Below are 19,388 nucleotides of genomic sequence, written 5' to 3'. Positions count from 1 at the left end.
TCAATGTCCTGTTTTGGCGCGGCAGACTCCAAAAACTGTGCACGATCTTGCGTTAAAAGAGTGCTTAAAGTGATTGGCAGCTTTGCTAACTCAAACTTAGGAACACACCCAACAAAAAATGAACTGTTAATTGCCCATTGATGGGCTCTGTAAGAAGAAGGGTACGCTATGCACATGCCATCGCCTCACAATGTAGCTCCCACTCAAGGTTTGTATCAACCCGATGAGTTTAAAGATAACTGTGGTTTCGGCTTAATTGCTCACATGCAAGGTGATGCAAGCCATGACTTAGTCAAGACCGCTATGCACAGTTTAAGTTGTATGACCCACCGTGGTGGTATTGCCGCAGATGGCAAAACAGGTGATGGTTGTGGCTTATTATTGGCAATGCCAAAAGCGTTCTTCCGTGAAGAAGCAAAAAAAATTAGTGATATTACGTTAAGCGAAGTCTTTGCTGTGGGTACGGTATTTTTAAACCTAGACCCAGCTTTAGCTTTAAATGCCAAACAAATTTTAACCAAAGAAATTGAAGCAGAAGGCTGTCGCGTATTGGGTTGGCGTGTTGTGCCAACCAACAATGATGCTTTAGGTTCAATTGCGATGCAGTCTTTGCCAGCGTTTGAACAAATCTTTGTCAATTGCCCAATGGGTGTGACTGAGGTTGAGTTTAACCGTAAATTGGTGATGGCACGTCGTCGTGCTGAACAACAAATCAATGACCCATATTTCTATGTAACAACCTTATGCTCAACAGTGATTAGCTATAAAGGTTTAATGATGCCGGTGTATATTGCCGACTTCTACTTGGATTTAGCCGATCCGCGTTTAGCCTCACATATTGTGGTGTTCCACCAACGTTTCTCGACCAATACCTTGCCACGTTGGCCATTAGCACAGCCGTTCCGTTATTTAGCGCATAATGGCGAAATCAATACTATTACTGCTAATCGTAACTGGGCTGTGGCACGTACCCCTAAATTTGCAACGCCATTTTTACCGGGTATTACAGAACTTGATCCAATTGTAAACCGTACTGGTTCGGATTCTTCAAGCTTAGACAATATGCTTGAGTTACTGGTGGGCGGTGGTATGGATTTATTCCGTGCGTTACGTATGCTTGTGCCACCTGCATGGCAGAATGTAGAAACTTTAGACGTTGATTTACGTGCTTTTTATGAATTTAACTCAAAACATATGGAAGCATGGGATGGTCCAGCCGGTCTTGTGATTCAAGATGGGCGTCATGCCATTTGTATGCTAGACCGTAATGGTTTACGTCCGGCACGTTGGGTGATTACCAAAAATGGCTACATTACACTCGCGTCAGAGATTGGTGTATGGGGCTATGAACCTGAAGATGTGATTTCTAAAGGGCGTGTGGGTCCGGGTCAAATCTTAGTGATTGATACCTTAACCGGCAAAATGCTCGATACTCAAGATGTAAATCATCATCTTAAAAACATGCGTCCGTATCGTGAATGGTTACGTGATCATTCTGTACGTTTACAAGGCAGCACCGAACTTGAAGAACATTTATGTGATCAAGGCTTAAAAGGAGAACAGCTTAAAGCCTCACAAAAAATGTTTATGGTGACCTTTGAAGAACGTGACCAATTGCTGCGTCCAATTGCAGAAAGTGGTCAAGAAGCGGTGGGCTCTATGGGCGATGACACGCCAATGGCAGTGCTGTCACGTCAAGTGCGTCATGTGTCGGATTATTTCCGCCAACAATTTGCGCAAGTGACCAATCCACCGATTGATCCCTTACGTGAATCGATTGTGATGTCACTTGAAACTTGTTTTGGTCGTGAGCAAAACGTGTTTGAACAAAGCCCTGAACATGCTGATCGTTTGATTGTTTCAAGTCCGGTGCTGTCCAATTCAAAAATGCATCAAATTCGCACCATTGGTCGTAAAGGCTATGAGATTGCCGATATTGACTTGAACTATGCCCAAGAGGAAGGTTTACAAGCTGCAATTACACGTATTTGTCAGCAAGCAGCACAAGCCATTCGTGATGGTAAAACATTGCTGGTATTGTCAGACAAAAAAATCCGTGAAGGACATTTACCTGCCAATGCCATGATGGTCACCGGTGCCGTGCATCACTATTTAATGCAAGTGGGCTTACGTACCGATGCCAATTTAATTATTGAAACAGGCTTTGCGCGTGATCCGCATCAGTTTGCTGTATTGTTAGGCTTTGGTGCTACTGCCATTTATCCATATTTAGCGTATGACGTGATCAATGACTTAATCGCCAAAGGTGAGTTATTGGGCGACCCTGTGTATGCGCAAAATAATTTCCGTAAAGGCATTGAAAAAGGCTTACTCAAAGTTTTATCTAAAATGGGGATTTCAACGGTTGCCTCTTATCGTGGTGGTCAGTTATTTGAGGCGGTTGGTTTATCTAACGAAGTGGTCAACACCTGTTTTATTGGCGTACCAAGCCGTATTCAAGGTGCAACTTTTGTAGATTTAGAAAACGATCAGAAAAAATTAGCCGATTTAGCATGGAAAAACCGTAAGCCGATTGAACAAGGTGGCTTACTCAAATTTGTATTTGATAAAGAATATCACGCCTTTAACCCAGATGTGATTAATGCACTGCATAAAGCGGTTCGTTCAGGTGATTACGCCGATTTTAAAGAATATGCACAGTTGGTTAATACCCGTCCAATTGCCACGATTCGTGATTTATTTAAACTTAAAACTGACCATTCAATTGCTCTAGAGCAAGTTGAGTCGGTGCAACAAATTTTACCGCGCTTTGATTCAGCAGGGATGTCTTTAGGTGCATTATCACCTGAGGCACATGAAGCAATCGCCATTGCCATGAACACGATTGGCGGACGTTCAAATTCGGGTGAGGGCGGTGAAGATCCTGCGCGTTATGGCACCATTCGTAACTCAAAAATTAAACAAATTGCATCAGGTCGCTTCGGTGTGACCCCAGCGTATTTAACTTCAGCAGAAGTGCTGCAAATTAAAGTGGCACAAGGTGCAAAACCGGGTGAAGGCGGTCAGCTACCGGGTGGTAAAGTCAACGGTCTGATTGCACGTTTACGTTACTCGGTACCGGGTGTAACCTTAATTTCACCACCGCCGCATCACGATATTTACTCGATTGAAGATTTATCACAGTTGATCTTTGACTTAAAACAAGTCAATCCACAAGCTATGGTGTCCGTAAAATTAGTGTCTGAGCCGGGTGTGGGAACGATTGCGGCAGGTGTTGCCAAAGCCTATGCCGATTTCATTACCATTTCAGGTTATGACGGTGGTACAGCAGCATCGCCCCTGTCTTCAATTCATCATGCTGGTTCGCCGTGGGAATTAGGTTTAAGTGAGGCGCATCAAGCGCTGCGCGTGAATGACCTACGCGGTAAAGTGCGTGTGCAAACCGATGGTGGTTTAAAAACAGGTTTAGATGTGGTTAAAGCTGCGATTTTAGGTGCAGAAAGCTTTGGTTTTGGTTCTACCCCAATGATTGCTTTAGGTTGTAAATACCTGCGTATTTGCCATTTAAACAACTGTGCAACCGGTGTAGCAACGCAACAAGATCATTTACGTGAGCAGCATTACATTGGTGAGCCAGAAATGCTGATTAACTTCTTCACTTTTATTGCTGAAGAAACCCGTGAATGGTTGGCAGCGCTTGGTGTGGCAAGTTTAAAAGATTTGATTGGACGTACTGATTTACTGGAAATTTTACCGGGCGAAACCGACAAACACGCGCACCTTGATTTAAGTGCTTTACTTGAGTCACATCCATCGGCTGAAGGTAAAGCACAGTATTGCCAAGTAGAAGGCAATGCACCGTTTGATCAAGGCGTATTGGCTGAGCGTATGGTGACGGATATGTTGCCTGCAATTGAAGCCGCAACAGGGGGCGAATATCACTTTAGAATTGGCAACTGTGACCGCTCGATTGGTGCGCGTATTTCAGGTGAAATTGCCCGTCGCTATGGCAATTTAGGTATGGAAGATCAACCGGTTAAAGTGCATTTAACCGGTACGGCAGGTCAATCTTTAGGAGTGTGGAATGCCGGTGGTCTACAAATTAAATTAGAAGGCGATGCCAACGACTATGTCGGTAAAGGCATGGCGGGTGGTTGTATCTCAATCTTCCCACCAAAAGGTTCACCGTTCCAAAGTCAAGAAACCGCCATTATTGGTAATACCTGTTTATATGGCGCAACCGGCGGGAAATTATTTGCCGCAGGCACCGCAGGCGAGCGTTTTGCGGTGCGTAACTCAGGTGCATTTGCGGTGATTGAAGGTGCAGGTGACCATTGCTGTGAATATATGACCGGCGGCATTGTGACTGTACTGGGTAAAGTTGGACATAACTTTGGTGCAGGTATGACCGGTGGCTTTGCTTATGTGCTTGATTTAGATAACGACTTTGTTGATCACTATAACCATGAATTGATTGAACTTAATCGTATTTCTACCGAAGCGATGGAAGAGCATAAGGCTTATTTACTCACCATCTTAGATGAGCACATCCAAGAAACCGGCAGTGCTTGGGCATATAAAATCCGTCATGAGTTTGATTTTTATAGCCGTAAATTTTGGTTAGTCAAACCTAAAGCGGCTAACTTATTGACCTTACTCAAAAAGACACAAGCAGATCCACAATAATTCTACAAGCAAGATAAGGGCAGGTGTCAGTGACTAAACCATACTGACACCCACCGACGGAGACAGATATGGCAGAGCGCCTAAGTAATGACTTTCAGTTTTTGGATGTAGCACGCCAAGACCCTGAAAAAAAAGATATCGATGTCCGCAAAGCTGAGTTTGTGGAAATTTATAAACCCTTTACAGCAGAAGTGGCAAAAAACCAAACCCATCGCTGTTTAGGCTGTGGTAACCCGTATTGCGAATGGAAATGTCCAGTCCATAACTACATTCCAAATTGGTTAAAGCTAATTGCCGAAGGTCGCATTTTCCAAGCGGCAGAATTGTGTCATCAAACCAATACCTTGCCTGAAGTGTGTGGTCGTGTATGCCCACAAGACCGTTTATGTGAGGGCGCATGTACCTTAAATGATGGCTTTGGTGCAGTCACGATTGGTAATGCAGAAAAATACATTAACGATACCGCATTTGCTTTAGGTTGGCGCCCTGATATGTCACATGTCACATGGACCGACAAAAAAGTAGCCATTATTGGTGCAGGTCCGGCAGGTCTTGGCTGTGCCGATATTTTAGTGCGTGCCGGTGTTCGTCCTGTGGTCTTTGATAAACGCCCTGAAATTGGCGGCTTACTCACTTTTGGTATTCCAGAATTTAAAATGGAAAAAGATGTGATGAAGCGCCGCCGTGAAATTTTCACAGGTATGGGCGTTGAATTTCGCTTAAATACCGAAATTGGCACCGATATCACCATCGAACAATTACTTGCAGATTATGATGCTGTGTTTATGGGTATGGGTACGTATACCTACATGAAAGGCGGTTTTGCCGGTGAAGATTTAGATGGTGTGCATGATGCTCTTGATTTCTTGATTGCCAATGTCAACCGTACCCAAGGTTGGGAAAAAGACCCATCCGAATACATTTCGCTACAAGGTAAAAAAGTGGTGGTTTTAGGTGGTGGCGACACTGCGATGGATTGTAATCGTACTTCAATTCGCCAAGGTGCTGAGTCAGTGACTTGTGCCTATCGTCGTGATGAAGCCAATATGCCCGGTTCACGCCGTGAAGTAAAAAATGCCCGTGAAGAGGGCGTACAGTTTGCTTTTAACCGTCAACCAATTGAAATTGTGGGTCAAAATGGCAAAGTCACAGGCGTAAAAGTTGTGACCACACAATTGGGTGAACCCGACAGCCGTGGTCGTCGTAGCCCTGAACCTATTCCGGGGTCTGAAGAAATTTTACCGGCAGATGCTGTGTTACTTGCCTTTGGTTTTCGTACCTCACCTGCCGATTGGTTTAAGGATGTAAGCATTGAATTAGATGGTTCAGGTCGTGTAGTTGCCGCAGAACAGCAGCCATATAAATTCCAAACCTCTCATCCAAAAATCTTTGCCGGTGGCGATATGGTACGTGGCTCAGATTTAGTGGTCACCGCCATTTGGGAAGGTCGTCAAGCGGCTGAAGGTATTTTGGATTATTTAGAAGTTTAAGTTTGTTTCAACTAAAACCCGCCTAGTGCGGGTTTTTTATGCTTGCTTAAATAAAAACAACAATTCACAAAAGCCTTTATGATTACAATGCTTATAATTTCAATAAATACAACAAAAGCACAGGACCTACGTCTATGAACTTTATGAAAAAATCAGCACTTGCCATCACCCTTGCCAGCACTTTAGTTTTTTCAGGCTGTGGCTACAACACTTTACAAGTCAAAGATGAAGCTGTGGTGGCGTCTTGGGCAGAAGTACAAAACCAATATCAACGCCGTGCCGACTTGGTGCCTAATTTAGTCAATGTGGTCAAAGGCTATGCCAAACATGAAGAACAAGTCTTGACCCAAGTGACTCAAGCGCGTGCCAATGTTGCAGGTTTAAAGGTTGATAAAGAAGTTTTAGAAGACCCTGCTTTATTTGAAAAATACCAACAAGCCCAAGCACAAATGAGCAGCGCTTTATCACGCTTATTGGCAGTCACCGAAAACTATCCGGATTTAAAAGCCAATGAACAATTCCGCGACTTACAAGTACAACTAGAAGGCACCGAAAACCGGATTGCAGTGGCACGTAATCGTTATATTAGCAGCGTGCAAGATTTTAATAGTTATTCACGTCAATTCCCGCAAGTGATGACTGCTAAAGTGATTGGTATGAAAACCAAAGAAAACTTCAGTGCCGATGCCGCTGCTCAAAATGCACCTCAGGTTTCTTTCGACTAAAACAGCTTAATCCGTAGGAGAGACCTATGCTCATCACACGGTTGCTCGGGATGACATTGCTGTTGCTTATGTTTGGCAGCAGCACGGTCTATAGTAATGAAGCCACGGCAACAGACACACAACAAGCCGTGGTGATGGGTCAAATCATTCAGCCGCAAGGCAATAATGCCACTCGTGCCACAGCACCTACACCTACCGCTAGCCAAGAGGCTGTGGCTAATGATCTTAATGAAGGCGAAACACGTACTTTACCCAGTTTAAATGAACCAATTGTCGATCAAGCCAATTTACTGAGCCCTGCCCAAAAACAGCAAATTAGCCAAACAATTTTGCAATTGCACCAACAAGGCAAAGCACAAATTGGGGTGGTGATTGTGCCCACGACAGGTCAAGAAGATATTTTTAGCTTCGCGATGCGTGTAGCCGACCAATGGCAATTGGGGAGTGCCCAACGTGACAATGGTTTACTCATGGCGATTGCTGTCAATGATCGACGTATTCAGATTTTAACCGGTTATGGCTTAGAAGGTGTCATGCCCGATATTATCACCAGTCGCATTATTAATCAGCACATCACGCCTTATTTCGCCCAAGGGCGTTATGCCGAAGGGATTGCCTCAGGCATTGGACAAATTCAAGCCGTTTTAAATCAAGACCCTGAAATTGCAGCACAAGCGGCGCAAGAGTTACAACAGCGCCAACAACAAGCCTTGCAAGAACAACAAGCGCGTGAAAAAACTCTCTCTACAGCATTATTTATTTTAATTGCGGGTGTATTCGCCTCTTACATGGTAGGGCGGCGTTTAAGTGCTTCAACCGCAGCCGTAGCAGGTTTGGTTGCAGGTTTGGTCAATGGCGCAGGTTTAATCACCAGTGTATTGTTGGCAGGTGGTATTTTTGTACTGCTGATTAGCTCGGTTGCGCAACTGATTTTACAGATGTTTTTATCAGGTGCAGGGCGTGGCGGCGGCGGTGGTTTAGGTGGTGGTGGTTACCGCGGTGGTGGTGGCGGCTTTGGTGGCGGAGGAGCTTCAGGATCATGGTAACAACAACAGACACAACCCAAATTGTCACACAGCCTAAAATTGAACATGTGGTTCAGCCCAGTTTAAAGCGTTGGTTGAAGCATTTTGTCTTTATGCCGGCCACTAAACGCTATTTTAATCAACAAGATCAACATGCCATTAGCGTGGCTGTGCAGCAAGCTGAGCAAGGGCATGTCGGTGAAATTCAAGTGGTGATTGAAGGTCATATCCCTTGCTCAAAAGCTTATCATCAAGATGTCAAAATGCGTGCGCGTGACCTATTTGCCGAACTTGGTGTTTGGGACACCCAATTCAATAGCGGTATATTGTTATATATTAATTTATGCGAACGTAGCGTTGAGATTGTAATTGATCGTGGGCTGAAATCTGCCACCCAACAAGCCACTTGGGACAGTATTTGTCAGCAACTGATTGTAAGCATGCAGCAGCAACAGTACCGACAAGCGGTTATTGAAGCTGTTTTAGCAATAGGTGAGGCGTTAAATCAATTTTATGAGCAAAAAACACCTGACCAAAGTGACGAATTGGGTAATGCCCCAATTATGCTTGGTTAAAAAATAAGTAAACAACTGACAAAAAATGTCAGTTGTTTACATAAAAAATACATAAGTACACAAATTAAGTTTTAGTTAATTTTTAATTTTTATTTAAAAATTTTTATAAATCAAATATTTAATATAAAGACGAAATTAGTATTTAACTTTGGCACATACTTTGCTTATAGTTACATATATAAATAAACAAATATATTCTTCTGGAGAATGTTATGAACGCTCAAAAAGGTTTTACATTAATTGAATTAATGATCGTTGTTGCAATTATCGGTATTTTGGCTGCAATCGCGATTCCTGCTTACCAAAACTATATCGCTCGTTCACAAGTATCTGAAGCAATGACTTTAGCGACGGGTCTAAAAACAAGCATCCAAACTAATTTACAAAACAATACATGTTTTGCGAATGGTTCAGCTACTGTTGCAGCAGCAGATAGCATGGAAGGCAAATACGGTACAGCTGTTATTGGTGGTACACCAAGCGCGACTACAGTAACGACTGGTGCTTCTGGTTGTACCATTACTTATACGTTTAAAGGTACTGGTGTATCTAATAAAGTAGCTAGCAAAATCATTGGTATGGGTGTACAAGACAATGGTACTTTGGTAAAACTTGGTACTACTACTGTTGATCCAGAGTTCTTACCACAATCATTAACAGCAGCAACTACAACTACAACTGGTAACTAATTTTTTAGTAAACTAGTACAAAATAAGCTGCCCAAGGGTAGCTTATTTTTTTTGGTGGAAATATGTATAAAGTTGGCTTAAGTGTAGTCGTAAGTTTATTTTTTACCACATTAATCTATGCTTTATTTATGAATACGCATGAGTATATTGGGGTATTTGTACGTCTGAGTATGTTGGTTGCTTTAGGCGTTGGTTTATATAGTGCGTATCGCTTAAATTTAAATCATATTCATACATATTTTAAGAAAAAAAATAAGTTGAATCGTCAAAGGGTAAAAGCAAAAACTCTAACTTTAAGTTTAATTTGGTTGTTCAGTGTACTATTTTCCTATGTAATGTATAGCCACTTGCAACAGACGTTGTATTTTGCTTATTGTCTAGATGCTTTAATTTTTTCCCCATTTATTTTATTGGCAATTTATGCGTGGGTTGTATTTTTAGATCAACGTCAACTAGAGCCTAATGATGTTTATGCAACCATTTGGTTTGATTTGAAAAATCGCCGTTTTACATGGCAAGCCTATAAACTATTTATATTAAGTAGCATTGTTAAGATTTTTTATATCCCTTTTGTATACGGCGCTGCCTGTATTGCGATTGAGCAATTATTGCTATTAGAAAATATTTTAGCTGAACCTAGCCAATGGGTTAAATTTTTATTCTTATTTGGCATTTGTTTTGATGTAACTATTGCCATTGGTGGATATGTTTTCTCCAGTAAGTTTTTTGCAACAGATACTTTAAGTGTAGATGAAACATGGCAAGGCTGGTTGGTGTGTTTAATTTGTTATCCACCCTTTGTAATTATATTTAAATTCTTCACTCAACAAATTGATAGTTATATTTGGTCAGATTGGTTAACTCCTGATTCAATTTTGTATTGGATTTGGGCAACCTTAATTTGTTTAACGTGGATATGCTATTGGGCAGCAACGGTTAGTTTCGGCTTTCGTTTTTCCAACTTATCTTGGCGTGGTTTAGTGAATACGGGGCTATATCGTTACTCCAAACATCCAGCGTACATATCAAAAAATATCTATTGGTGGCTACATACTGTACCATTTTTTGGCGTAGTAGGCTTAGATCTATGGCGTAATGTATTGGCTTTAACCGCGGTGAGTTTAACTTATTACTTGCGCGCCAAAACTGAAGAGCGCCATTTGATGAAGTTTGCCGAATACCGTGAATATCAGCACTGGATATCTAAGCATGGGTTATGGGCAAAGATTAAAAAAAATAAATAGAATAGCTATTTATTTGATTCTTCTGATTGTCTTATGCAGTATCTATTTATTGCAGCAGCGTGAAGAGCTGATTGCTTATACTTTAAAGCAGAGTAAATACCCTATAAGTTGTGATGCAACACAACCCGATTGGCTGATTAAATTAGTTCCTCTCCTCAAAAGCCAAGGTTATATTGGTGTGCAAATCAGTTACACCCATCAGCAAGGTACGCTCAACTGTAGTATTGGTTGGGCGTCACTGTGGCCATTACGTGATCTGCAAAATAATGACCAATTTAAATATGCAAGTTTATCTAAAATTTTTACCGCTGCACTTGTGCTTGATTTAGTGAAAAAAAAGCAGCTCAATTTAGATGATCAACTCTTTACAACGCTAGATTTACCCTTAGTTCAACATAGCCAAATAATGGACATTCAAATTACACATTTGCTTCAGCATAGAGCAGGTTTTGATCGTCGTGTATCGGGAGATTGGGTATTTGAAAAACCAAATTTATGTCCTCAAAACTTACAGCACTTGGCACATTATCAATTAGATTTTTTACCCAATACTCAATTTGCTTATTCTAATTTTGGCTACTGTTTACTAGGAGAAGTAATTGCAAAAAAATATCAGACTCCTCTAAAAGACATTTATCAACAACAATTGTTTCAACCAGCTAAAGCTAAAATATCACACATTGCAGATCATCAAGGTACAGTTGAATACTTCGATTTTTTTAAGATGACTAGCGATAGCTTAAATTATCCACATTTTACTGCCTATGGTGGTTTTGTGGGTACAGCGCAAGATTTTTCCAAAGTCTTGGATTTCATCCAGCAACAAAATTATTTTGAAGCAGCACTCAAATTTAAACCCAACTCCTGTCGGTTGGATCAATGGACGGGTTGTCATAGTTTAATGATGTATCAATATCAAAGCTTACCTAGTCAACGTGTATATTGGAGAGATGGAAGCTTACCTGGGCTTACAGCTTTAACGATGCTTTTTGAAGATGGGCGCTCGATTGTATTTCTTGCCAATTACCGTGGTGAAGATGTAAATGAAGGTCAAAAACAGCTTAGATCTACACTCTATGCTCTATTGGGTGGTGATTAAATTTGCTGCAAATGCAGGATTTTTTACCTATCATAAGCCCAAATCATCAACATATTTTTATTATGAAGTTTTACCTTCTCCTCTTTGCTGCTGTACTAATGGCATTGGCGTGGTTATTGCCAGTCCATTACCGACCGTGGGTTACCTATACAGGTGAGCTCTATGCATTTTTGGCGCTCATTACCCTAAGTTTTATCTTTATCCAACAAAAATTACAGATTGCCAAAGTCACACTGCCTATATTGGCTTTAAGTCTTGTGCCTTTAATTCAATATGCATTCGGTCAGGTATTTTTCTTTGATAAAGCATTACTGTGCAGCATTTTTATCTTTGGCTTTTGGCTCAGTATTCAGTTAGGTTTTAATTTAACTTATGAATCTAAAACTGCTCGAGAAACGCTATTTACCCATCTATGCTATTTACTCACAGCCGTAGGAGCAGCCACAGCCTTTATTGCTGTGTGCCAATGGGTCAACCTAGATGCCTATTTGCCGGGTATGCACAATATTAAAAGTTTTGGCGGACGTCCTTATGCCAACTTTGCTCAACCCAATAATATGGCAACTTTTTTACTGATGTCTTTGTTGGCATGTTGGTACTTATATGAAAAACGAAAGCTCGACAGTAAAGTTTTAAGCTTTATTGCGGCCCTGATTGTCACAGGTGTTGTACTTGGTCAATCACGCACCTCTTGGGTGGCGTGTTTGTGCATCTTATTTTATGGTGCTTACCAATATTATAAAGGCGTACTCAGCCTGAAATGGTACTACGTAACCGCATGGACTACTTTGTTTATAGTGCTGCTGATTTGGGCATTACCTTTAAGCGTAACGATTTTGTCACCTTTTGCAGATAGTGCTGTAGCAAGCGGTGCCGGTGCGGTTGAGCTATCTAAACGTGCCACTGGTGATATGTCACGTTTGGCAATTTGGCAGCAAATGCTACATGCCATTATGGAGCAGCCGCTTTGGGGTTATGGTTGGCACCAAACCAGCGTGGCTTACACGTTAATTAGTGATTATTTCCAAGGGCCAGTCTGGATTCGTAGCGCGCATAATTTTGTTTTAGATTTCTTAGTATGGAATGGTTTACTCATTGGCTTGCCGTTTTTGGCATATTTGGCTTATTGGGCAATAACTTTGTTGCGTCGTGTTAATTCAGTTGAATCTGTGATTGCACTGCTGATGGTCACGGTATTTACTGTGCATGCAATGTTGGAATTTCCACAAAACTATGCTTATTTCTTACTGCCAATTGGCTTTATCTTGGGAATTTTGCAAGCACAGTCAAATACCAAAACATGGCAAATTAGCCCGCGCTTTATGCAAGTAACATTGGTGCTAGGGATTGCAGTTACCGCTTTAATTTATCGTGATTATGCAACGGTAGTACCCAAGCTCAATCAATCGATGCGTTATGAAAAAACACCTGAGCAAATCACCAACCACGATCAAATTTATCTCTTAGAAGAACTTAATCGTCGCATTGAATGGATTCGTATGAGTCCGTATACCCAAATCAGCCCTAATGAACTAACGCAAATTAGTGAGATTGTACTTAATTATCCAACCACTTATGATTTATTTAAATATGCCAAATTGCTGGCATTTAATGGTTATGAAGAAGAGGCCAAGCACCAACTGTGGTTATTGCGCGAATTGCGTAATTTAGAGATTAGCTACGAAGAACTAATTGAACTTGCACCACAGTGATAAAAAGCCCGCAATCGCGGGCTTTTTTTTGTTTAAATTTGGCTTTGAATATAGTTTTCAATACCCACATTTTCAGCCAAATCAAGTTGGGTTGTGGTCCAATCTAAGTAGTCTTCTTCTTTTTCAAGAATCTCTTGCAGCATATCACGCGTTACATAGTCCATATGGCTTTCAGCTAAAGCCACAGCCTTTTGTAGTGCCTCAATATTCTCATTGACTTTACGTACGTCGCACTGCAGAACTTCTAAAGTATGCTGACCAATATAGAGCTTACCTAGGTGCTGTAAATTAGGTAGACCTTCTAAAAATAAAACACGTTCAATAATTTTATCGGCATGTTTCATCTGACGAATAGATTCTTTGTATTCAGCCGAACCTAATTTTTCAATGCCCCAATCATTAAACATACGTGAATGCAAAAAGTATTGGTTGATTGCGGTTAAATGATGATACAACACTTGGTTTAATTGATTGATAACGTCACGATTGCCTTTCATTGCAGCCACTCCAAGAATTGCCATAAGGCTTTAATTTTAAATTAGAATCATGTTAAACAAAAAAAGCCGTTGTCGCGAGTGATTTATAGAACAGCAAATGAAAATCGCAATCAAAAGCAGTTGTTGCAGCAGAATTTTGGCAAGAAAAAACCCGCTCAGAGTCATAAGCGGGGGAGGAGTTATTTGCCTAACGGCGTATTTTTATAATTATGCGGTTTTAAGCGGCCACAGAAATGCGCGCGGCAATTTGGGCAACTTCTTCACTAATAATGGCGCGCGCTTCTGGTGCACAACGTCCACAGCATGTACCAAGGTCAAGTTGGTCACGAATTTCACGGTAACTTCCTGCACCATTCGCAACAGCTTCTTTAATATCCTGATCAGTAATACCGCGACATAGACATACGTACATCAGCAACCACATACAATGAAATAAATAAGATAACTAGTATTATTGATAATTATTATCAATTGTCAATTTATTTCATCTTATTCTTTGTGAATGTTTATTGAGTTTTTGAATTAAAAAACGCCACTCAATCGGTGGCGTTTATAGGTATAGGCTAAGTTATTGATTAATAATAACCACACCATCCATTTCAACTAAAGCACCCTTAGGTAAGCTGGCGACACCTAATGCGGCACGTGCAGGATAAGGCTGCGCGAAATATTCGCCCATAATTTGGTTAACCAATTGGAAATTTGAAAGATCAGTTAAGAAAATATTGAGTTTAGCAATATCAGCCAATGAGCCACCGGCTGCTTCACACACCGCTTTTAAATTATCAAAGACACGGCGGATCTGTGCTTCAATGCCTTCAACCAATTCCATACTGTATGGATCTAAACCAATTTGCCCTGAAAGATATAAAGTATCATTCACTAAAATTGCTTGTGAATATGTGCCAATCGCAGCAGGTGCATTTTCGGTATGGATTACTTGGCGCGACATCAATTTCTCCTTATGTGGTGTCTTTATACATCTTAGTCGATCAAATTCAACAGCAGAAGTATTATCGTTTAATTTGATTAACTTGCAGCTTTTGCAGACTCATGCATATTGAGTGGTTGGAATAAACGTCCAATACGTGGGAAACCAAACTGCATACGTAAATCACGAATAATTTTGGCAATATGTTGGCGATTATTCACCACAATATTCACATAAGTTTTCCCCTCATGTGGGCGTACCATTTCAACACCCGTATGTGCTTTACGGCATTGATAAATCAAATCTGATATTTGTTCATCATTAAGAATTAAATCAATGGCTAGATAAGCGGTGAAGCTTACATCTTCAACCACATCATGTTTATCGTTCCAATTGAGCGGCATAATGTTTTCAGGGTGCAAATGTTGCTCATGCAATAAATTACGACAGCGCGCACGATGCACGATCAAACCACGGCGTGATAAATGCCCTTGGATTGGGTCACCTAACACAGGGTTGCAGCAATGGGCATATTTCACATCTACGCCTTCAGTGCCTTGGATTAAACGCTCAGATTCTTCGCTATGATGATCTTGTGAGAACAAATGATTGGCAACCAATTGCGGCAATAAATCGCCTACAGCAATTTGCTCAAATAAACGATCTTTGGATTCTAAATGACGCCACTGTAATAAATCAGTCCAATCTTCTTCAGTTAGGTCTTTACTTGAGCGATTAAACAGCTTTAAGGCGCGATCTAGCGCTTGCTGACCGACCAAACGTTGCTCTTCAATGTCTTGGTCACGCAACATATTTTGTAAGGCACGACGCGCTTTTTGCGTGTTGATAAAGCTAAGCCAATCTGGATTTGGAGAGGCTAAAACATCGGTAATCACTTCAACCACTTGACCATTGGATAGGGCAGTAGATAAAGACTTGGTTTCGCCATCAATTTTGGCACCTACGGCATGGTTGCCTAAAAATAAACTGGCTGAATAAGCAAAATCAACAACTGTTGCACCTTGCGGCAACTCGTGTAAATGCCCTTGTGGGGTATATACCCAAATTTTTTCTTGATGTAGATAGTCAAGTAGCTCATTAAATGTGGTTTTAGCACAATCGCCATCGACCAACACGTTTAAATTTTGCATTGAAGCTTGAATAGCCGAGCGACATGCTTGCGGTGCATTTTCACCGAGCACCACACCAAAACGTGCAGCTTTACGCATTAATTCGGTTTGAATGGTTAAAGACAGCGTGGTTTTTTCGCCTTTTAAGCGCAGCATTAACGATTGGTTGCCACCCGGTAGTGGACGACGAATATGATCGGCATAGCTTAACACTTGGAAATTATCACGTAGCATTTCTGCCAAGCGGTCACAGTCGGCAATGCTTTGTAAAATAATTTCAAAAGCATGACTATGGGTCAGTTCTTGTAAGTTAATGTCATTTTTGACAAAGTGACGTAATAACTCAATGTTGTTGTTTTTCTTTTTAATCCGACCTTGTAAGGCATTATCTTGTAATAAAGTAGTCAGTTTACTTTCCCAAATCGCTTGATATTCACAGCGTTTTGGCTTGGTGTGTAAGAGTGCTTCTTGTACGTTGTTGTACATGTCTAAATCAAGATTTTGATAACACAGATGCTCTAAGTTATCAGCCATCTCATTCATGCCAACAATACGCGCCATAGGCACGAATACATCAAAGGTTTCTTGGGCAATACGCGCACGTTTATCAGGGCGTAGTGCGTCCAAGGTGGTCATATTGTGGTAGCGGTCAGAGAGTTTAATAATAATGACACGTGGGTCTTGTAAAGTCGCTTGTAAAATTTTACGAAATGACGCAGCTTTATTAAATTCTTTGTCGCTTGAATGACTGAGTTTGGTCACACCATCGACCAATTCAGCCACAGTGCGGCTAAATTTTGTTGTGATGTCTTCTTTAGTAAATTCGGTATCTTCAATGACATCGTGTAACAACGCGGCCATTAAGGTTTCGGCATCTAGGCGCATGTGGGCTAAAATACAACTTACCGCAATCGGGTGAAGAATGTACGGTTCGCCGCTTTTGCGTGTTACACCATCATGTGCCATATCGGCATAATCACAAGCCTCTAGCACGCGCTCCACATCACGTTCGCTTAGGTAAGCGTCGATAATAGTTTTGAGCTGTTGCTTTGCTTGATTGACTTCTGCACCTGGCATAGAACACCTTTACGAGACACGTTAAATAAGTTGATGGGCTAATCCTTTAATGAAATGTATTCTGCGTCAGTTGTCAATTTTTTCTGTGAAAAAAGAGCAACTTTTTTAATTGCAAAGGATTGGCCTAGATTAGATGTTATAACGTTTATTGCACAAATATAAAAGTACAGGGCACAAAAAAGCCTAGTTAAAAACTAGGCTTTAGGTAGAAAGCTTTTCTTATTGGAAAGAAAAACCATCTAAATTCAAGTTATTTGCAGACAATGCAAGGTCAAGGCTAGACGTTTGATAATCTTGCTCACGTTGTTTCAAAATATCTTTAGAAACGTGACCAGCTGCAATTTCACGTAAAGCCACCACTGTAGGTTTATCGTTGTCCCATTCTACAGTTGGTTCAATACCTTGACGTGCCAATTGACGCGCGCGTTTGCTTGCCACTAGTACAAGCTCAAAGCGGTTGTCTACATGGTCTAAACAATCTTCAACGGTTACGCGTGCCATAAGAATTCTCGGTTGAATGGTAAATTTAAATAGACTGTGCAGTATAAAAGTCTTTACTTAAATACTCAAGTTTTAATCACTCGCTTACAGGAGTAATCAATTTTTGAATTAAGTCACGATGACGATTAGCCTGTTGTAAAAACGCCAAGCGATTGGCAGTAATCACCGCTTCAAGATCGTGTAAAGCCTTGTTAAAATCATCATTAATAATGACATAATCAAAGTTGACGTACTGCTGCATGTCTTCTACCGCACAGCTTAGGCGATGCTCAATCACATCAACTGAGTCAGTGCCACGGTTAGATAAGCGCTGACGCAAATCGAACTGACTTGGCGGTAAAATAAAGATTTGTTTTGATTCAGGAAAAAGTTTACGTACTTGCTCGGCACCTTGCCAATCAATCTCAAGCAATACGTCATGACCTTTGGCCAATTGTTCTTTTACAGTGGCTTGCGCTGTACCATAATAGTTACCAAAAACTTCGGCATACTCAATAAAACCGCCTTCTTCAACCAGTTTTAAAAAGTCTTCTTTTTGTGCAAAGTGGTAATGTACACCGTCAAGTTCACCCACGCGTTGACCACGTGTGGTGTGCGATACAGAAACATGTAAATTGGTTACACGTTCAAGCAGCGCTTTAACAAGGGACGTTTTGCCCGTTCCTGATGCGGCAGAAACGACAAACAAGAGACCCGACATGATATTTTTCCTGATATGATAAAATATCTTCTCTATTTTAAAGTAGACAGCCACTAAACTAAATAGTCCAAGTGACTTTGTTTACATTTATTTCAAAATCATTTATCCAACCCATAAGCTGAGTATTTGAGGATTCTATGGAAATTGTATTGGCTAATCCACGTGGTTTTTGCGCAGGTGTAGACCGTGCAATTGCCATTGTAAATCGTGCCTTAGAGTGTTTTAACCCACCGATTTATGTGCGTCATGAAGTGGTACATAATAAATTTGTAGTGGATGATTTACGTCAACGTGGCGCAATTTTTGTAGATGAATTAGATGAAGTTCCAGACGACAATATTGTGATTTTTAGTGCTCATGGTGTGTCTAAAGCCGTACAACAAGAAGCGACACGCCGTGGTCTAAAGGTTTTTGATGCGACGTGTCCTTTAGTGACTAAAGTGCATATTGAAGTCACTAAATATGCCCGTGAAGGGATTGAAGCCATTTTAATTGGTCACCAAGGTCATCCTGAAGTTGAAGGCACTATGGGGCAATATGACAAGAAAAATGGCGGTGAAATTTATTTAGTTGAAGACGAACAAGACGTCGCAGCCTTGGTGGTGCGTAATCCTGAGCAAGTGGCTTTTGTCACCCAAACAACATTGTCGATTGATGATACGGCTAAAGTGATTGATGCTTTGCGTCAAAAATTCCCAAGTATCCAAGGTCCACGTAAGGATGATATTTGTTATGCCACGCAAAATCGCCAAGATGCGGTACGTGATTTGGCTGCTCGATGTGATGTAGTATTAGTTGTTGGTTCACCAAATTCATCTAACTCTAACCGTTTACGTGAATTAGCAGAGCGTATGGGTAAACAAGCTTATTTAGTTGATAATGCTGATGAACTTGATAAAAATTGGTTTAATGCCCAAGCTAAAATTGGGGTGACAGCAGGCGCTTCTGCGCCAGAAATCTTAATTAAGCAGGTGATCCAGCGTTTGCAAGATTGGGGAGCACATGTTCCACAAGAGTTGGCGGGACGTGAAGAAAGCATTACCTTTAGTTTACCTAAAGAATTAAGAATTCCTATTACGCAAGCTTAAATCTAATCTTATTTAAACCAATGCTTAGCATTGGTTTTTTTAGCAAACAAAAGCAGCCTATTAGCAGTAAATACAATAAAAAATTCTTCTAATTCAGTGTTGTGATCTAAGCTGATGAAATAAATACCTGACTAAATAAGTTGGTGTTTTTAAAATTTATTAAACAATAAAAATAAGTGTTTAATTTGAATCATAAAAAATATGTATTTAATGTGATTTTTCTTATGGTTTTTGTAGCATCCTTATCTGATTTTTTAT

At 40.8% G+C, this 19,388-nt stretch carries 16 protein-coding genes; 10 read left to right on the top strand and 6 right to left on the bottom strand.

Annotated features, from left to right (window positions below; all coding sequences use genetic code 11):
* Positions 1-174 precede the first annotated feature (174 nt).
* The 9 genes from gltB (at position 175) to Q0017_RS04375 (ending at position 13,206) form a co-directional block, all read left to right on the top strand.
* Positions 175-4,647 (top strand): glutamate synthase large subunit, encoded by a 4,473-nt coding sequence (gene gltB / locus Q0017_RS04415; RefSeq protein WP_298143224.1) that lies wholly within the window; start codon positions 175-177, stop codon positions 4,645-4,647.
* 68 nt (positions 4,648-4,715) lie between these two features.
* Positions 4,716-6,137: a glutamate synthase subunit beta gene (locus Q0017_RS04410; RefSeq protein ID WP_298143221.1), complete on the top strand. Its 1,422-nt coding sequence runs from the start codon at positions 4,716-4,718 to the stop codon at positions 6,135-6,137.
* Between the two features lie 134 nt (positions 6,138-6,271).
* The gene (locus tag Q0017_RS04405; RefSeq protein WP_298143218.1) at positions 6,272-6,862 is read left to right on the top strand and encodes a LemA family protein; all 591 of its coding nucleotides are present in this window, start codon (positions 6,272-6,274) and stop codon (positions 6,860-6,862) included.
* Between the two features lie 50 nt (positions 6,863-6,912).
* On the top strand, positions 6,913-7,908 hold the full coding sequence (locus tag Q0017_RS04400) for a YgcG family protein (protein WP_298143278.1): 996 nt from the start codon (positions 6,913-6,915) through the stop codon (positions 7,906-7,908).
* Positions 7,902-8,462 (top strand): TPM domain-containing protein, encoded by a 561-nt coding sequence (locus Q0017_RS04395; RefSeq protein ID WP_298143216.1) that lies wholly within the window; start codon positions 7,902-7,904, stop codon positions 8,460-8,462. Before Q0017_RS04400 ends, Q0017_RS04395 begins: the two co-directional genes overlap by 7 nt.
* A gap of 212 nt (positions 8,463-8,674) precedes the next feature.
* Positions 8,675-9,151: a pilin gene (locus Q0017_RS04390; RefSeq protein ID WP_298143212.1), complete on the top strand. Its 477-nt coding sequence runs from the start codon at positions 8,675-8,677 to the stop codon at positions 9,149-9,151.
* Positions 9,152-9,213: 62 nt separating this feature from the next.
* A complete protein-coding gene (locus Q0017_RS04385; RefSeq protein WP_298143210.1) occupies positions 9,214-10,395 on the top strand; it encodes an isoprenylcysteine carboxylmethyltransferase family protein in 1,182 nt (393 codons plus the stop codon).
* 13 nt (positions 10,396-10,408) lie between these two features.
* Complete coding sequence (locus Q0017_RS04380) at positions 10,409-11,494, top strand: serine hydrolase (protein ID WP_298143207.1); 1,086 nt, start codon at positions 10,409-10,411, stop codon at positions 11,492-11,494.
* 62 nt (positions 11,495-11,556) lie between these two features.
* Complete coding sequence (locus Q0017_RS04375; RefSeq protein ID WP_298143204.1) at positions 11,557-13,206, top strand: O-antigen ligase family protein; 1,650 nt, start codon at positions 11,557-11,559, stop codon at positions 13,204-13,206.
* A gap of 32 nt (positions 13,207-13,238) precedes the next feature.
* Here the strand turns inward: Q0017_RS04375 and bfr are convergent, their stop codons facing one another.
* The 6 genes from bfr to gmk form a co-directional block, all read right to left on the bottom strand.
* Entirely contained in the window at positions 13,239-13,703 is a 465-nt protein-coding gene (gene bfr, locus Q0017_RS04370) for a bacterioferritin (protein ID WP_298143275.1), read from the bottom strand.
* A gap of 217 nt (positions 13,704-13,920) precedes the next feature.
* Entirely contained in the window at positions 13,921-14,115 is a 195-nt protein-coding gene (locus tag Q0017_RS04365; RefSeq protein ID WP_298143202.1) for a bacterioferritin-associated ferredoxin, read from the bottom strand.
* A 156-nt stretch (positions 14,116-14,271) separates the two neighbouring features.
* On the bottom strand, positions 14,272-14,655 hold the full coding sequence (locus tag Q0017_RS04360) for a RidA family protein (protein WP_297423502.1): 384 nt from the start codon (positions 14,653-14,655) through the stop codon (positions 14,272-14,274).
* 77 nt (positions 14,656-14,732) lie between these two features.
* Positions 14,733-16,841 carry an HD domain-containing protein gene (locus tag Q0017_RS04355; RefSeq protein WP_298143200.1) on the bottom strand — a complete coding sequence of 703 codons (2,109 nt, stop codon included), beginning with the start codon at positions 16,839-16,841 and terminating at the stop codon, positions 14,733-14,735.
* A gap of 219 nt (positions 16,842-17,060) precedes the next feature.
* The gene (rpoZ, locus tag Q0017_RS04350; protein ID WP_067762989.1) at positions 17,061-17,342 is read right to left on the bottom strand and encodes a DNA-directed RNA polymerase subunit omega; all 282 of its coding nucleotides are present in this window, start codon (positions 17,340-17,342) and stop codon (positions 17,061-17,063) included.
* A gap of 76 nt (positions 17,343-17,418) precedes the next feature.
* Positions 17,419-18,042: a guanylate kinase gene (gene gmk / locus Q0017_RS04345; RefSeq protein WP_298143198.1), complete on the bottom strand. Its 624-nt coding sequence runs from the start codon at positions 18,040-18,042 to the stop codon at positions 17,419-17,421.
* A 137-nt stretch (positions 18,043-18,179) separates the two neighbouring features.
* Between gmk and ispH the strand changes: the two genes are divergently transcribed.
* A complete protein-coding gene (gene ispH / locus Q0017_RS04340; protein ID WP_298143194.1) occupies positions 18,180-19,130 on the top strand; it encodes a 4-hydroxy-3-methylbut-2-enyl diphosphate reductase in 951 nt (316 codons plus the stop codon).
* Positions 19,131-19,388 lie beyond the last annotated feature (258 nt).

It is taken from the genome of uncultured Acinetobacter sp. (genome assembly GCF_947624825.1).
Classification (GTDB): domain Bacteria; phylum Pseudomonadota; class Gammaproteobacteria; order Pseudomonadales; family Moraxellaceae; genus Acinetobacter.
This window is presented reverse-complemented; position numbering and strand designations above follow the sequence as displayed.

Excerpts from the sequence above, each read along its gene's own strand:
- gltB (WP_298143224.1), top strand. The coding sequence starts at position 175 with ATGCCATCGCCTCACAATGTAGCTCCCACTCAAGGTTTGTATCAACCC.
- Q0017_RS04410 (WP_298143221.1), top strand. The coding sequence starts at position 4,716 with ATGGCAGAGCGCCTAAGTAATGACTTTCAGTTTTTGGATGTAGCACGC.
- Q0017_RS04405 (WP_298143218.1), top strand. The coding sequence starts at position 6,272 with ATGAACTTTATGAAAAAATCAGCACTTGCCATCACCCTTGCCAGCACT.
- Q0017_RS04400 (WP_298143278.1), top strand. The coding sequence starts at position 6,913 with ATGACATTGCTGTTGCTTATGTTTGGCAGCAGCACGGTCTATAGTAAT.
- Q0017_RS04395 (WP_298143216.1), top strand. The coding sequence starts at position 7,902 with ATGGTAACAACAACAGACACAACCCAAATTGTCACACAGCCTAAAATT.
- Q0017_RS04390 (WP_298143212.1), top strand. The coding sequence starts at position 8,675 with ATGAACGCTCAAAAAGGTTTTACATTAATTGAATTAATGATCGTTGTT.
- Q0017_RS04385 (WP_298143210.1), top strand. The coding sequence starts at position 9,214 with ATGTATAAAGTTGGCTTAAGTGTAGTCGTAAGTTTATTTTTTACCACA.
- Q0017_RS04375 (WP_298143204.1), top strand. The coding sequence starts at position 11,557 with ATGAAGTTTTACCTTCTCCTCTTTGCTGCTGTACTAATGGCATTGGCG.
- bfr (WP_298143275.1), bottom strand. The coding sequence starts at position 13,703 with ATGAAAGGCAATCGTGACGTTATCAATCAATTAAACCAAGTGTTGTAT.
- Q0017_RS04365 (WP_298143202.1), bottom strand. The coding sequence starts at position 14,115 with ATGTACGTATGTCTATGTCGCGGTATTACTGATCAGGATATTAAAGAA.
- Q0017_RS04360 (WP_297423502.1), bottom strand. The coding sequence starts at position 14,655 with ATGTCGCGCCAAGTAATCCATACCGAAAATGCACCTGCTGCGATTGGC.
- Q0017_RS04355 (WP_298143200.1), bottom strand. The coding sequence starts at position 16,841 with ATGCCAGGTGCAGAAGTCAATCAAGCAAAGCAACAGCTCAAAACTATT.
- rpoZ (WP_067762989.1), bottom strand. The coding sequence starts at position 17,342 with ATGGCACGCGTAACCGTTGAAGATTGTTTAGACCATGTAGACAACCGC.
- gmk (WP_298143198.1), bottom strand. The coding sequence starts at position 18,042 with ATGTCGGGTCTCTTGTTTGTCGTTTCTGCCGCATCAGGAACGGGCAAA.
- ispH (WP_298143194.1), top strand. The coding sequence starts at position 18,180 with ATGGAAATTGTATTGGCTAATCCACGTGGTTTTTGCGCAGGTGTAGAC.